Annotated in this window: 13 protein-coding genes; 8 read left to right on the top strand and 5 right to left on the bottom strand. The window is 53.8% G+C overall.

What is annotated here, in order from left to right; all coding sequences use genetic code 11:
- Window positions 1-4 precede the first annotated feature (4 nt).
- The 5 genes from CBW66_RS23140 to CBW66_RS28725 all read left to right on the top strand — a co-directional run bounded on the left by CBW66_RS23140 (window position 5) and on the right by CBW66_RS28725 (window position 6361).
- Window positions 5-769 carry a flagellar biosynthetic protein FliR gene (locus CBW66_RS23140; RefSeq protein ID WP_086139153.1) on the top strand — a complete coding sequence of 255 codons (765 nt, stop codon included), beginning with the start codon at window positions 5-7 and terminating at the stop codon, window positions 767-769.
- The gene (locus CBW66_RS23135) at window positions 770-1855 is read left to right on the top strand and encodes a flagellar biosynthesis protein FlhB (RefSeq protein ID WP_086139152.1); all 1086 of its coding nucleotides are present in this window, start codon (window positions 770-772) and stop codon (window positions 1853-1855) included. It begins immediately after the preceding gene.
- Window positions 1855-3900 carry a flagellar biosynthesis protein FlhA gene (gene flhA / locus CBW66_RS23130; RefSeq protein WP_086139151.1) on the top strand — a complete coding sequence of 682 codons (2046 nt, stop codon included), beginning with the start codon at window positions 1855-1857 and terminating at the stop codon, window positions 3898-3900. The genes CBW66_RS23135 and flhA overlap by 1 nt, the downstream gene beginning before the upstream one ends.
- A gap of 344 nt (window positions 3901-4244) precedes the next feature.
- Window positions 4245-4880, top strand: coding sequence for an RHS repeat-associated core domain-containing protein (locus CBW66_RS23125; RefSeq protein WP_170932966.1), 636 nt, complete (start codon window positions 4245-4247; stop codon window positions 4878-4880).
- A 926-nt stretch (window positions 4881-5806) separates the two neighbouring features.
- Window positions 5807-6361 (top strand): hypothetical protein, encoded by a 555-nt coding sequence (locus CBW66_RS28725; protein WP_139841693.1) that lies wholly within the window; start codon window positions 5807-5809, stop codon window positions 6359-6361.
- Window positions 6362-7074: 713 nt separating this feature from the next.
- Here the strand turns inward: CBW66_RS28725 and CBW66_RS28720 are convergent.
- Together CBW66_RS28720 and CBW66_RS23115 are read right to left on the bottom strand one after the other, a co-directional pair.
- On the bottom strand, window positions 7075-7275 hold the full coding sequence (locus tag CBW66_RS28720; RefSeq protein WP_139841692.1) for a hypothetical protein: 201 nt from the start codon (window positions 7273-7275) through the stop codon (window positions 7075-7077).
- A gap of 187 nt (window positions 7276-7462) precedes the next feature.
- Window positions 7463-8101, bottom strand: coding sequence for an addiction module toxin RelE (locus CBW66_RS23115; protein WP_230492351.1), 639 nt, complete (start codon window positions 8099-8101; stop codon window positions 7463-7465).
- 694 nt (window positions 8102-8795) lie between these two features.
- Between CBW66_RS23115 and CBW66_RS28715 the strand changes: the two genes are divergently transcribed.
- Together CBW66_RS28715 and CBW66_RS28710 are read left to right on the top strand one after the other, a co-directional pair.
- Complete coding sequence (locus CBW66_RS28715; RefSeq protein ID WP_139841691.1) at window positions 8796-9092, top strand: hypothetical protein; 297 nt, start codon at window positions 8796-8798, stop codon at window positions 9090-9092.
- Between the two features lie 37 nt (window positions 9093-9129).
- Window positions 9130-9603: a hypothetical protein gene (locus CBW66_RS28710; RefSeq protein ID WP_139841690.1), complete on the top strand. Its 474-nt coding sequence runs from the start codon at window positions 9130-9132 to the stop codon at window positions 9601-9603.
- A 582-nt stretch (window positions 9604-10185) separates the two neighbouring features.
- Here the strand turns inward: CBW66_RS28710 and CBW66_RS29095 are convergent.
- The 3 genes from CBW66_RS29095 to CBW66_RS23105 all read right to left on the bottom strand — a co-directional run bounded on the left by CBW66_RS29095 (window position 10186) and on the right by CBW66_RS23105 (window position 11733).
- The gene (locus CBW66_RS29095; protein WP_170932965.1) at window positions 10186-10344 is read right to left on the bottom strand and encodes a hypothetical protein; all 159 of its coding nucleotides are present in this window, start codon (window positions 10342-10344) and stop codon (window positions 10186-10188) included.
- 69 nt (window positions 10345-10413) lie between these two features.
- Window positions 10414-10851, bottom strand: a complete 438-nt coding sequence (locus tag CBW66_RS29090) for a helix-turn-helix transcriptional regulator (RefSeq protein WP_170932964.1) — start codon at window positions 10849-10851, stop codon at window positions 10414-10416.
- A 324-nt stretch (window positions 10852-11175) separates the two neighbouring features.
- A complete protein-coding gene (locus CBW66_RS23105; protein ID WP_276206271.1) occupies window positions 11176-11733 on the bottom strand; it encodes a DUF4291 domain-containing protein in 558 nt (185 codons plus the stop codon).
- A 524-nt stretch (window positions 11734-12257) separates the two neighbouring features.
- Between CBW66_RS23105 and CBW66_RS23100 the strand changes: the two genes are divergently transcribed.
- A complete protein-coding gene (locus CBW66_RS23100) occupies window positions 12258-14030 on the top strand; it encodes a ShlB/FhaC/HecB family hemolysin secretion/activation protein (protein ID WP_086139145.1) in 1773 nt (590 codons plus the stop codon).
- Window positions 14031-14060: the final 30 nt, after the last annotated feature.

Here is a 14060-nt window from a genome sequence, read left to right as displayed (position 1 = left end):
TCTTATGGCTGTCGATATCGATCCGGCATGGTTCATGGCCGTCTTCTATACAGCGCTGCGGATCGGGGTCGTGCTGGTGATGACGCCCATTTTCTCCAGCCTGACCGGCATGGTGACGGTGCGCGTGCTGTTTACGCTGGCGTTGAGCGTGATGCTGGTGGCCGGACTGGATGTCCGGCCTTCCACTGCGCCACTGGCGATGGGGCCGGTGGTGCTGGCTGCCATGGCCGAGGTGGCCAATGGCGCTACATTGGCGTTTGGCGTTTTCGCTGCCTTCGGTGCATTTTCTCTCGCTGGCAAGATATTGGATATTCAGAGCGGCTTCGGTATCGGCAATGTGTATGATCCCGTGGCACGTACCAGCGCCCCCTTGTTTGCGAGCATGCTCAACCTGCTTGCTGTGGCTGTATTTTTTGGCATGGATGGCCATCATGCACTGCTGCGCGGACTAGCTTTTTCGTTACAGGTCACTGCGCCAGGAGGCGGCTTTGCCGGTTTTGCGCTCGACGCCGTGATACGTCAGTTTGGTGTGATGTTCTCTCTGGGCGTGGCGCTGATCATTCCCGTCATTTTTTGCTTGCTGCTGGCAGAGACAGCACTGGCCGTGGTCTCACGTGTGTTGCCGCAAATGAATGTATTCGTGGTCGGGGTACCCGTGAAGATTTTTACCGGTGTGGCGGTGCTGGCCCTGACCGTCGGCTCGATGGGGCCGGCCATGGGGCGCGTCTACAGTTCGATTTTTAGTTATTGGGAACAGGTGCTGACCTAAATGTCCAGTCAAGATGCAGATTTATCGGAACAGGCTACCCCCCACAAACTGGATGAGGCGCGCAAGAAGGGGTCTGTGCCGCGTAGCAATGACCTCAATGCCTTGGCTATGCTGGCTGCGGTGGTGGTGACTATCTATGGCAGCGGGTGGGATGCATGGCAACGTATTGGTTTGCTGCAGCATAAAATTCTGTCCCATGGCAATCAAGCGGACTGGAGCGTTGATGGCATGGCTGCCTGGATAGCCCAGTTGCTGACAGATATGCTGAGCATCATGGGGACGTTGTTCCTGACTTTGGCTGTCGTCGCCGTCTTGATCAACTTATTTCAGACGGGGCCGATATTCAGTTTTCATCCGTTGATTCCGGATTTGAACCGGCTCAACCCGGCAACTGGCCTGAAGCGCGTGTTTTCCATGCGGACCCTGTTTGAGACGGCCAAGAGCCTGATCAAGTTGGCGATTCTTGGCACGGTGGCGTACTTCCTGGTGCGCGACCTCATCCCGGGGCTGATGGGGTTGCCATCGCTGGATGCCAAGGCTTACTCGCGCCTGCTGATCGGCTTGATAGGAACCTTGCTGGTCAAGTTGGTGCTGACCTTGTTGTTCATTGGCTTGGTCGATTTTGGATTTACCCGCTGGGAATTTGCCAAGCGCATGCGCATGAGCAAACGCGACGTCAAGGATGAGTCAAAGAACCGCGAGGGGGATCCGCGCATCCGTGCGCGCATCCGTGAGTTGCGCAAGGAAGTATTGAAACGTAGCAAGGGCTTGGCGAACGTGCCGTCGGCCGACGTATTGATCACCAATCCGACCCGGTTGGCAGTAGCATTACGGTATCAGCACGGGAAGTCTAGCGCCCCGCAGGTGGTTGCCAAAGGGGCGGGCGAGATGGCGCGGCGCATGCGGGAGCTGGCGGGACGCCATAATATTCCTGTTGTGCAAAATAAAATGTTGGCGCGGATATTATTTCGGGAAGTCGGCGAAGAAGCGTTTGTGCCCGAGAAACTTTATCCGCAGATCGCCAAGATCATGATCTGGGTTTATACAATGCGCGATGCAAGGCGTGCTTCTGGAAAGGTAGTTTGATGTCAGCTTTACGTCGTATTTTTAGCAGCAATACGGACCTAGTGATGGTGTTACTGGTGGTGGGCATATTGACGGTACTATTTGTGCCAATACCGTCGGCTGTGCTTGATTTCCTGATACTGACCAACGTCAGCTTTGCCTTGCTGATCCTGTTGCTGACGTTTTATATCAGCAGGCCCGTGGAGTTTTCCACCTTTCCCTCGCTGCTGCTGATCGCCACCCTGTTCCGCCTATCGCTCAATGTGGCGGCGACGCGCTTGATTCTGTCCGACGCTGATGCAGGTCGCGTAATTGCCTCGATCGGCGCCTATGTCGTGGGCGGCAATTATGTGATTGGACTGATCGTTTTCCTGATTTTGGTGGTAGTGCAGTATGTCGTCGTGACGAATGGCGCTCAGCGCGTGTCGGAAGTGGCGGCGCGTTTTACCCTCGACAGCATGCCTGGCCAGCAAATGAGTATCGATGCGGACCTGAACATGGGTTTCATCGATCAGGAAGAGGCCAAGCGGCGGCGCAAAACGCTGGAAAAGGAAACTGGGTTTTATGGGGCGATGGATGGCGCCAGTAAATTCGTCAAAGGGGACGCGATCGCTGGTATTGTGATTCTCTTGATTAATATTATTGGCGGCCTGGTGATTGGCGTCATGCAAATGGGCATGCGCTGGGACCAGGCATTGCAAACCTTTACCTTGTTGACGGTCGGCGACGGTATCGTGACCCAGGTGCCAGCGCTGGTGATCGCAGTTGGCACCGGCATTATTGTGACCCGCTCTGCTTCCGATGGGAATCTGAGTGCAGAAGTGCTGCGGCAGCTGACTTCTTTTCCGAAGACGTTGCTGGTGGTGGCCGCTGCACTGTGTATTTTAATTTTCTTGCCTGGTATTCCGGTGCTGCCGGTGCTGTCCATTATTGCCGTATTGTTGTTGGCCGCCATCCTGGTGCATAAGCGTGGTCAAGGTGATGCCGGCAAGGTCGATCTGGACAAGTCGGAGCATAAAGAGGCGGACGATCAGGATGCCTACGAGATGTTGAAAGTGGAGCCGATTGAAGTGTTGGTCGGTGCGGGTCTGTCGCCGCTGGTCGATGGCGAGAAAACGGTTTTCATGGAGCGCATCGCGGCAATACGCAAGCAATATGCGCTGGAGTCGGGCATGGTGTTGCCGCGCGTGCGATTTCGCGCCGCTGCGCATTTATCGGTCAATGCGTATGAGCTGCAGGTATTCGGTGTGCCTGCCGGACGCGGCGAGATCATGAGCGATCGTACCCTGGCCATTCATTCGGGGGGAGAAGCACGGCCGCTGAAGGGGATCGAAACTCGCGAGCCTACATATGGCCTGGCCGCGGTATGGATCGAGGATAGCGAGAAGGAATTTGCGCGTGCTTCCCGCTACACGCTGGTCGACGCCAGTACCGTGTTCATTACGCATTTAAGCGAGGTGCTGAAACAGCAGTCGGCTATGTTGTTGACCCGCGCGGAAACCGAACGGCTGTTGCAACGGGTGCGGCAACAGCAGCCGGGCATGGTCGAAGAGCTGATTCCGACCGTTATGTCGGTTGGCGATGTCCAAAAAGTCCTGCAAAACTTGTTGAGGGAGAAGGTCTCGATCCGTAATCTGGAAGGCATACTGGAAACCTTGATCGATATGGGTAAAAACAGCAAAGACCTGAACTATTTAACGGAGCTGGTGCGTCAGAAGTTGGGATCTGCGATCTGTCAATCTCTGCTTGGGGATACAGCAGCACTTAATGTGTTGACTCTAGATCCTGCCATCGAGCAGAACCTGATGCAAAGCGTGCGCGGCGCCGAATTGGGTAGTACGCTGGTGGTGGAGCCTAAGTATGCGGAACAGCTGCTGACGCGTCTGGCAAGCCAATCCGAACGTATGATGAAGGCAAATATGTTACCGGTGTTGCTGTGTTCACCCGATTTGCGGCGTCATGTTCGCGCTTTGGCCGAGCGGGTGGTTCCACATCTGCGGGTTCTGTCGATGGCGGAAATTCCCAATACCGTGAATTTAAAGGCGTATGGCACCGTCAGTTTGTAGCCAGCGTTGCTGTGGCAACAGTGTTGAACATATCCTTGCTCTCGCTGACTAGTGCAGTGCCGGCATTGCTACGACTCGGTAAACCGTATCACCAGTTCACTGGTAGTGGCGGGAACAAAAGGTGAGGGAGGTCGAAAATAGTCCCGGGCCTTTTACCGAAAATGCGGCCAAGTCACTCCATGACGATGTCCTAATGTAGTGCAATGGGGGGCTATATCAGGTACTTAAGAAGTACGACCAATGCCAATACCCGGCGTCGGTTGTCATAGTGGACATTATTTGTACTAACGACAGTCGGCGCCCCCACGTTCAACTGGACCCATCTGGATCGGCTCGAAAGCGTGGTGGCGATCAGTGATGCTACCGGTGCATTGCGCGAGCGCCTGGCGTACGACAGCTGGGGCAAGAGGCGCAACCTGGGGGGCGACGCAACCCCGGACAGCCTCGATGGCGTGACGGACAACCGTGGCTTTACTGGCCACGAAATGCTTGATCGCCTGGATCTGGTGCACATGAATGGACGCGTGTATGACCTGCAAGTAGCGCGCTTCATGAGTGCTGACCCGATTATCCAAGATCCGGAGCATAGCCAGAGTTATAACCGCTATACTTATGTGTGGAATAACCCGACGAATTTGATGGATCCAACAGGATTTTCAGCATTGGGTAACATAGGATCATGGGTCAGTGGCATTACTGCGCAACTATGCGGTGAAAAGGTCAATTGTCGGATGCAGAATGGCGTCCCAACGGTCACTAATTCTGGGCAAGAGTCTACTGGCTCAAACAGTACGGAAACCAGTGGTGGCAATGGTGCGAAGACACCAAAAGTTTCTTCGGCAATCACAACTCCAACCGTGACGGACAGCGCATCGGCACCTACTGGTTTAATGCGGAGTTCACGAACAACCGTGGGGTGTCATTTAGGGACACAGTTCCAAAGGAACTTGCACTTGCTCGGGACAACAATCCGGAGCTAGTCCGGCTTGAGGATCAAATTTGGAAGGATTCGTAAGGAACTCTCCTGAACGGTTTCTTAGGCATTGGTGAGAAACCTAAAGAGCAGTCCTTGGTTGTGTATGTCAACAATAAGGATGGAAGCCTTCTGTATGACCGGCAATACAACCCTGTCTTTAACCCGAAGACCGGGGAGTACAGCACGATTCCTTTGCCAAAAATTATTCCGGCCCCAGAAGGATATCGAGTCCTGCTGCTCGAGCATACCCACCCGTGGGTCTATAGTTTTGGTGTGTCCTCTGGCCCTGTCAGGGAACGTCCCCGGCGGACGCCTACTGGGCGAAAAATAATCCCGGTGCGTACCATGCCGTGCAGGTGCAACCTCCTGGGGATAATCCCAAGCAAATTTTCTACTATGGCCCGAAGAGGTAAAAGTTATGCATAAATCAGTTCGTATTCCGGCGCCCAAAGGCTTCCCGTCCAAATCTGAGTGGAGCGTCGCTATTAGCAGCATTCTGATCGGATTGCTTTGGCTGTTACCTCGTGTGCAATTGTTGGTCTCGCCAGTTACCGATGAGAGTCTTTTGGACGCTTGGGCTATGCCAATTTCGTATTTCTCGGTGGCCTTGTTTGGTGTGTATCTAATAGCTCTTTTGGGAGCGTTGTATAGGCTTCGCAAAGCGAAGGTGGCTCTGGTATGCCTGCTGTTTATGATGGCCGTCATGGCCATCATTGATAGCGTAACGATAATCCGGTACACCATAGAACTCTCTGGGAGCGAATCAGTACTGCGCTCTGCGAGAAATTTTTGGGAGGTGACCGGAAGTGCCCGGTGGCTCCTTTGGTTCGTATTTAATTATTGGTTTTTCATTAAGCGTGATGCAAACCCCTCAAAAGCGAGCTAGTTGACTCGGCAAACACCAACGACGGCAGTGCGGCTCCTCCTGGTGTGGGAAATGGCCGGGAAACTGCAGCTTCGATTCAGGCTAAATTTGACGGTCTTCCGAATGAGCTTAAGCAACGCTTTAAAGATTTTGGCAATCAACTTATAACTGTTCCGGATTCCGTAGCAGATGCATTCCCAAGTCTCACAGGCAAAACCGCACCGGGTTGGGGAAAAGTTACTTGGGACAAAATCCCCGGGGGGTATATTGATTTCTCTGTGGAGGAAAATGCCTGGAAGAGCCCGCGAGCCTTGGTTGTATCGTTATCTGGGAAGTACGGGAATGGTAGCTCTGATCTCTTCTATCATGAGTTCGGGCACTCGATTGATCCTCGTGGAGTCTTGTCGTCTGCGCCGCTTTTTGATGTTGCGAGAAGGAGGGATTTCTATGGCCGACATGATATCAATCCATATTTTAAAGGTGATCCCAAAGAGCATTTTGCAGAAGGCGTTGCGAGATACTACAGCCGTGATAAATCGCTCAAGCGCGATTGGCCAGAAACCTATGACTATATGAAAAGCCTGCCCAAGTGTTTAAGCGCCAATGGAGGTTGCCAGTGAAATCGATGCGAATCTTGTTTTGTTTTGTTGCAACGCTTTGGTGCGTAATGGCAAGCGGGGCTGACAGTAAGCAGCAACCCTGTGTCGCTTATGTATCCATAGATCGCGCCGGAGTCATTCACCTGAACCTGATCTCAAGTGAAGAGACGCATGGAGGGGCAATGCTTATTCTTGATGAGCGACACCCGTTGTATAGCGAGATGCGGAAGCACATTGGAAAGCTTAAGGTGGGGCGATGGAAGTGCTTGAAATCGCTGCCTGAGGCTGTCGCCGCCGACGAGCCCGCCAAGGAACCTATGGCCACTGTTCCTCAAAAGTAGCTAAGGTCGCAAATCAGGAAATATCGGCCGACTTTGATTCGGCAAACACGCCAAGTCTTCTTGATCGAGCTGACAATCTTTTCAAACAGACTCGAAGAGGAATGCTTGGTGCAATCCCCCTAATCGGTCCAAGTCTAGCCGCAGATGGCGACTTTGATACGCTTAAGGCTGTCGACCCATATCAGGCTACAGTCGACGCCACACGTTCTGTGCAAAAAGGAGAGTATGGCGAAGCTGCGCTGATTGGTGCCAGTGTTTTGGCAAGGCCCGAAAGACCCGCCACGTGCTCCCAGAATCGATCTTGAAATGCGCGCATCGCTGTGTTGTAGGTAAAATGTTGCTCCTTAGGCGTTTGTGCGCCCTTTGTTGAACGAAAGCCGGGATGAATATCCTTCACATACCGCCGACGGGATTTACGACGTAGAAATGCAAATGTGGGTGAGCCTCATCGGTGTGCTCGACCACGGTACGAAGACCATCCCCGAATTCGAGTTGTAGCCATGCGACGGAGGCTTTCTTCCAGTAGTCGTATTCAGTACCGTCGCGTGGATAGGAGGCAACACCGGCCAGCATCACTGAAGCATCCTTACGCATGCGCCGACCAGCGGCGTCGGTGCTCCGGGCATGAATAGCACTTACTTCGGATTCAAGTTCTGCAAGGCTGGGACCATGTAATAATAGTGGTGGTCGTGCCGACGGTACATGCAAGCATGCCTGCGGTTCACGATTGGCTTCAGCAACCGGCCGGGGTCAGGTCCGGCATTCGTACAGGATCTCAGCCTTAGTCGTCTCGATCTGCAGCAGGTTGCGTCTTACTAAATGTCGATACGGCTCGACTGACTGTCCTGCTCGAGACGTGAAAAGCGGCGGCAATATGGGACATGGTAAACGCGGTTGACAGATAAGCGCGTGCCATTGCTTCGCCTCTGTCGCTATAGCGGGCTTGATTTTGCGTGAGTGACAGTGTGACTGCGCGGCGTTGCTGCCTTGGCGCATCTTTGAATGCATTGGATCGCTGCGATTGCTGATGTGCTGAAACGAAGGTGTCATCGCCCAGTAGCACTTGGTGGCAGGTGTGGGCGAGCGGAGTAGTTTCACCCATACCGGCCGCGACAAACCGATAATAGTTGGCGACCGCCTCGTCGCGTGTGGCGCCAAACTGGCTCAAGAGCCAGTCCCGCGTCAACCAGCATGGAGGCACTAAATTGTTCAAAAAGTAGTGATGGCTGCTCCAGTACCAGTCATCGGGTGATGCCACCAGGGGCGCCCGGACTGGATTCAAGATGATGTAGCGGGCCAATTCCAACAGATAGTTTTCTTTCTGCACCAAGATGGCTTTGTAGCGGCTTTGCAATACCTGCCCGACAAGGTTATGGCGTCGGTTGAAATACTGGGTATAAATGCCATTCAGTTGGCGCATACCTTGGGACAGATTCGCATCGACCGTTTAAACGAGTGGGTGATAATGATTGCTCATTTGGCAAAAACTGTGCACGACAAAATGATATCGTTCACACGCCCGTGCCAATACTTCCTGCCAAGCAAGGCGATCGGTACCATCCCGTAAATGGTGCCACGCTGGTCGCCGCGCGAAGTAACGTGGCAAAGGGCACCGGCGAACTCAAGTCTAATTGGTCGCGTCATGCGGTAGACGGTACCTGAGCAATGTGCATTGGCATTGAGGCTGCGTACAGGTTTAGACATCGGCATGGCTGAGTTTGTGTCTGAATGGCGGACCTGACCCCGTTCCACACTGTTAAATCGTTTGCGCGTAATCAACCTGCTATAGCAGAGGAGTTTAAGCCAGATATTTCTTTTAAGCAGTGTTATGAGGTTATAAATAAATTTAATTCATTTGAAGGGCCGATAGGTCCTCAGATTGATCAAATGACTGGTCGTCTTCTCCCCGGTGATAAGAGTATATTGCAGATTGAATTGGATATGAAGTGGAATGTAAGAACGAATTATTTGAAGCCCATTGGTCCACCTGTGTAATTGCCGGATTGTTGGAGTTATAATCTAAAGGGCGTGATATTTTAAAAATAGATTGGTCGATTTGGGATAATAATTCCACTGTTTTATGGGGTTTCAATGCTAATAGTATTAGAGTTGAAATGAAGATGCCTCCGCTTGGGGTTGCCAACTTGAAGAGTAAAAGCTTGATCGCAATTGTTGGTAGATTTGATGAGTTTGGCTCATCAAATCTTCTTTTGTATTCATATGAAGGTATTCTTCAACGGGCATTTAAAGCCCCATCTCTTGGGAAATGTTCGCAATTCACTTCAGTATCGGAAAGTAATGGAATTGTAAGTGTGGGCATTGGTTTTGAGACTGATTCTGAATGGGAGGAAAAATCTGCTCAGTTCAATATCATTGATGGAACATTAACTAATTATCATAGAAGTTATTGATTGGCCAAGTTGTTCCGTTTATTCCTAGGAAATGAAATTGACTGAAATCAAATATTTTTATGATTTGACAAGTTATACGTATCAAATTTCTCCATTTGTTATGGATGGAGTAAGAAATGTAGGCTGGTTAAATATTTTTGAGAAATTCCCAGTTGGGGATGTGCCTACGTCGACACTTCGAAAGCTGAAATTAGTGGTTAGTGGCACTAGTACATTTCAACCTCTAGTTGATCCGCTTCGTGAATCGCCGATTTGTCAGAGTTGCGGAGAATTGGAATTGTTGGACGAAAATGGTAAAGTGTTGCCAAGTGCGGAGGTTTGGATTCCTTCTGAGAAATGCATTTATGCATCACCCATTGAAATAATACACTTGATTGAAGTCCATAAATATTATCCGCCTGAAGAATATATTTCTGCTATTGATTCATTGGATGTAAACTCGAATTTTTTTGCGGATGCAGTCTATAGGGAAAAGCTGATAGAAAGCGGTTGGTTTAATAGGGCGAGATAAAAGAATGGCTGGAATAGATTTGGGAGGCCGGGGTCAGGTTGAGCTAGTCCGCCATTTGTACACGATCTCAGCTTTGGTCGTCTCGATCTGCAGCAAGTTGCCCTTCATCAAATGCCGATATGTCCCGACTGACTGTCCTGCTTGAGACGTGAAAAGCGGCGGCGATATGGGACATGGTAAAAGCGGTTGAGAGATAGGCGCGTGCCATTTCCTCGTCTCTGTCGCTATAGCGGGCCTGATATTGCGCGAGTGACGGTGTGACTGCGCGACGCTGCCGCCTTGGCGCATCTTTGAATGCATTGGACCGCTGTGATTGCTGATGTGCCGAAACGAAGGCATCATCGCTCAGAAGAATCTGCTGGCGGGGGTGAGTGAGTGGACTTTCCTCTCCCATCTCCGCCGGCGACAAACCCGCAATAACGGATTTTGGCGATGAGGGTATTTTTGATGGTATCGGTAATTGAGTAACGTGGAAAACATTGAAAAATCAAGTATATTGCAACTTCATTGACAATCGAGAGGGAGTGATGGGTTCGCTTTAACTGCTTGATTTAAAGTGAAAAATTGATGGCCGTTGATAATTCAAAAAGAATTATCAATGGCCATTTTTTTGATGTGCGTGCGCTTGATCCGTCGCGCCACGGAAATACTTGCATTGACGTCTGCACCGCGATCCCAGGTCAATGACGCCACCCAGCCATCAGGCAGTTTTTTGACTACACAGGTCAGCGCATGAATCACGCTCCGGGTATTTCCGCGAGAGGTGCACCACTCCATCTACCGCGATTTTTCAGCAAGGCAGTGATTCGGCTATTTCTCGCTCTTGCTTGCGGCCTCGGCGCAATCCAAGGCTTTTTTTTGGATGGCATCGAGGCCTTGACGCGCGAGGTCCAGCAGCGCTATTTCGACGGTGCTGCCATTTTGCATGGACAGGTGCGTCACGGCGGCGGCAAGCGCGGGGGGAAGTTCCAGACAATGCAGGATTAGCGCCCCTCCGGCCGGCACTGGCGGGTCGATTTGCGCCCCTCTGGCGATGGGCAATGTCCCATGCACAAGCCAGGCGGTGCTGACGCCGAGGGCCGCGGCAATCTTCTCTGCCGCGTCCATAAGCAGTTTGGCTTTGCCTGATTCATAGCGATACAGTTGCGTGGGATTGATGCCCGCCCGTTCGGCAAGCTGCACTTGTGAGATATGCAGATTCTCGCGGCAGCTTTTGAGGCGCTCAGAAATATGGGTGTTGCCAGACATACATATTGCCTTTCGATATACAACGTTCGTGAATGACCGGCTGCGACGCAGCCGTCTCCACAGTGATGAAAGGAACGAGAGCGTTTTGCCAGTCACAACCTGGACAACAGCAATGATTTTACCGCCCGGGAGCGGCATGGCGGCCTCCCTTGTTTTGTCTTCCTTCCGGTCGATACGGCCAATGTCGAGATCGTGTACGAATGCCGGAGCTGACCCTGCCCCGCGCAGGGGAGGGATCCGGGTGCAGTTGAGCTCGCCAAGAGGCGGCCTGCGTTGCATGGGCTATCTTGCTTGACCTCGCCCTGAGTTCCTGAATATCAGGGTTCAGGGTGGATGAAATACTGACGAATACGGTTTTTCTTGCGGAAGCATGTGCTTTGCTTCCTCAAACTTTTCTTGGGCGAGCAGCGCATGGATTGCGTGGGCCAGCGGCGTCACATCCGCCACCCTGGTTATCCATTGATGTACGTAAAGTTCTACCGCCTTTTTGCTGAGGCCGATCTGAATGGCTCTGTGAGCTTGCGGCCGCAACAGCAGATCCCGCTCCGGGTCCCATTGGATGCGCACGGGCGATGCCTCTTTCCTCGCCGACCATTCCTCCTTGCTCATGGATGCATCCGCGTGGCTTAGGCAACCGTGCTCCAGTGCCCATTCAAATCCCGCTCTGCTGATATCGATCGCCAGTATGCGTTGCTGACCAGCGTCTTTGAATCCCCAGCCCGCGCGATACATCATCCATAAGAAAGACGGTTTAATCCAGGTCATGCGTTCCATCTTGAACGGGGGCGAAGTAAATGTGCCGTTCGTCAATGCTCCATCCGCGATCGCATCCGGATAGGCTTGATAGACACGGATGGTCGATACGTCGTAGGTGGCCCTGATCTGACGTTCAGGGATGGCTCATGTTAGGTGCTGCTGATCATCTTGTTGCATTGTTACCTTGGTTGAAGCCAGGGAGAATCCCGGCGAGTTTACACATGATGCTGACCGTGCTACCCGACTCCTGTGCGTGGCCTAAGCAATCCTTTTGCCAGCCATACGTCGCCGGTGGGTAGCCCATGCCGGAGGACCCACGAAGAGGGTGGCAAGGTGAATGGCCTGACTGGCGAAAGTGGGGCGTGGTCAGCTTGGTAAATCTTACACGACCCTGGCCTTGTCCCGCTGCATGCGCTGGATGCCTAGCTTGCCGATCAAGACGGTTGGGAGGCCGGGGGCATTCTGACGCAATCTTGGTTATGTTAATACGGTACGCATCACCATCGCCTGCTCACCTGTTTTACTAGTGGTAATTGGATAGTTGAATGACAGTTACCAAAGAAGTAAAGTTCTCAAGAAATAAATAAAATTGCCATGTGGAAATAATTATTTTATAATCTACTTAAGAAAATAATTACGTAAGGCAACATATGCACCTGCGCTTGACGCCATGGTGCGGTGTATTTTTGTTTAGCGGCACGCTTTGTGCCGCCGTGTCCGCGCAGACCCGTCCCGACATCGCGCCGCCCCTTTCCAATCCGCCTGGCCTGAGCCAGCGCGACGATGCCAGCCAAGAACTGATACGCCAGCAAGAACGCGAGCGCCTCCTGCGCCAGCAGCAGGAGCGCCAGCCCGACGTGCGCCTGCTCGACGCGCCCGCAGCCGCCTCCGCCAACCGCTTGCCGGCAGGTGAAGCGCCATGCTTTACCATCGATCACCTGGAATTGCGGGGCACGGATGCCGCGCAGTTCCAGTGGGCATTGGATGCCACCAGTCGCGATGAGCTGGGCGCGCCTGATTCTCCGCTGGGGCGCTGCCTGGGGACGCAGGCCATCAATGTGCTGATGGGGCGCATGCAAAACGCCATCATCGCGCGCGGCTATGTCACCACGCGCGTGCTGGCCGAGCCGCAGGACTTGAGCCGTGGCACCCTGGCCTTGAGCGTGATACCTGGGCGCATCCGTCAGATCGGCTTTGCGCCGGGCACCAATCCGCGCGCCACCTGGTGGAACGCCGTGCCGGCGCGGCCGGGCGACTTGCTCAATGTGCGCGACACGGAACAGGCGCTGGAGAATTTCAAGCGCGTGCCGACGGCCGAAGCCGATATCCAGATCATGCCGGCTGAGGGCGGCAACGCCAAGCCGGGCGAGAGCGACTTGCAGATCCAGTGGAAGCAAGGCTTGCCGTTCCGCCTGGCGCTGGGCCTCGACGATGGCGGCTCGCGCTCGACAGGAAAACTGCAGGGCAGCCTGACCCTGTCGTATGACCATTGGCTGACCCTGAACGACTTGTTTTATTTGAGCCTGAACCAGAACGTCGACCGCGACCGCAACGGCCCGCGCGGCACGGGCGGCATGGTGGCCCACTATTCGATTCCCTACGCCTACTGGCTGCTGGCTTTTACGGTGAGCGACAGCCATTACCACCAGTCCGTGGCCGGCATCAGTCAGGACTACAACTACAGCGGCGCCAGCCAGAATCGCGAAGTGAAACTCTCGCGCCAGGTGTACCGCGACGCGTCGCGCAAGACGACGGTGTCCCTGCGCGGCTGGCAGCGCGCCGCGCAAAACTTTATCGACGATACGGAAGTGGAAGTGCAGCGCCGCCGCATGGCGGGCTGGGAACTGGGTATCGGTCATCGCGAATTCCTGGGCCAGGCGACCCTGGACCTGAACCTGCAATACCGGCGCGGCACGGGCGCGATGCATGCGCTGGCGGCGCCCGAGGAAGCGTTCGGCGAAGGCACCTCGCGTTTCAAGCTGCTCCTGGCCGACGCGGCCCTGTCCGCACCGTTCCAGGTCGCCGGCCAGCCGCTGCGCTATTCGGGCAACTGGCGCATGCAGCACAACCGCACGCCGCTGGTGCCGCAAGACCGCTTCGCCATCGGCGGGCGCTACACGGTGCGCGGCTATGACGGCGAAAGCAGCCTGTCGGCCGAGCGCGGCTGGCTGCTGCGCAATGAAGTCGGCATGCCGCTGGGCAGCAGCGGCCAGGAAGCATATGCGGGTGTCGACCATGGCGAAGTGGCCGGGCCATCCGCCGAATGGCTGATTGCGCGCAACCTGACAGGCGCCTTCGTGGGCCTGCGCGGCCAGTGGCTGGGCGTGCAGTACGACGCCTTTGTCGGCTGGCCCGTGCGCAAACCTGAGCTGTTTCGCACCGCCAGCCATACGGCTGGTTTCAGCCTGAACGCCAGCTATTAAAAATTAACGATGTGAGACGCCGCCATCCGC

It is taken from the genome of Janthinobacterium sp. GW456P (assembly GCF_002127655.1).
Taxonomy (GTDB): Bacteria; Pseudomonadota; Gammaproteobacteria; order Burkholderiales; family Burkholderiaceae_D; genus Janthinobacterium.
This window is presented reverse-complemented; position numbering and strand designations above follow the sequence as displayed.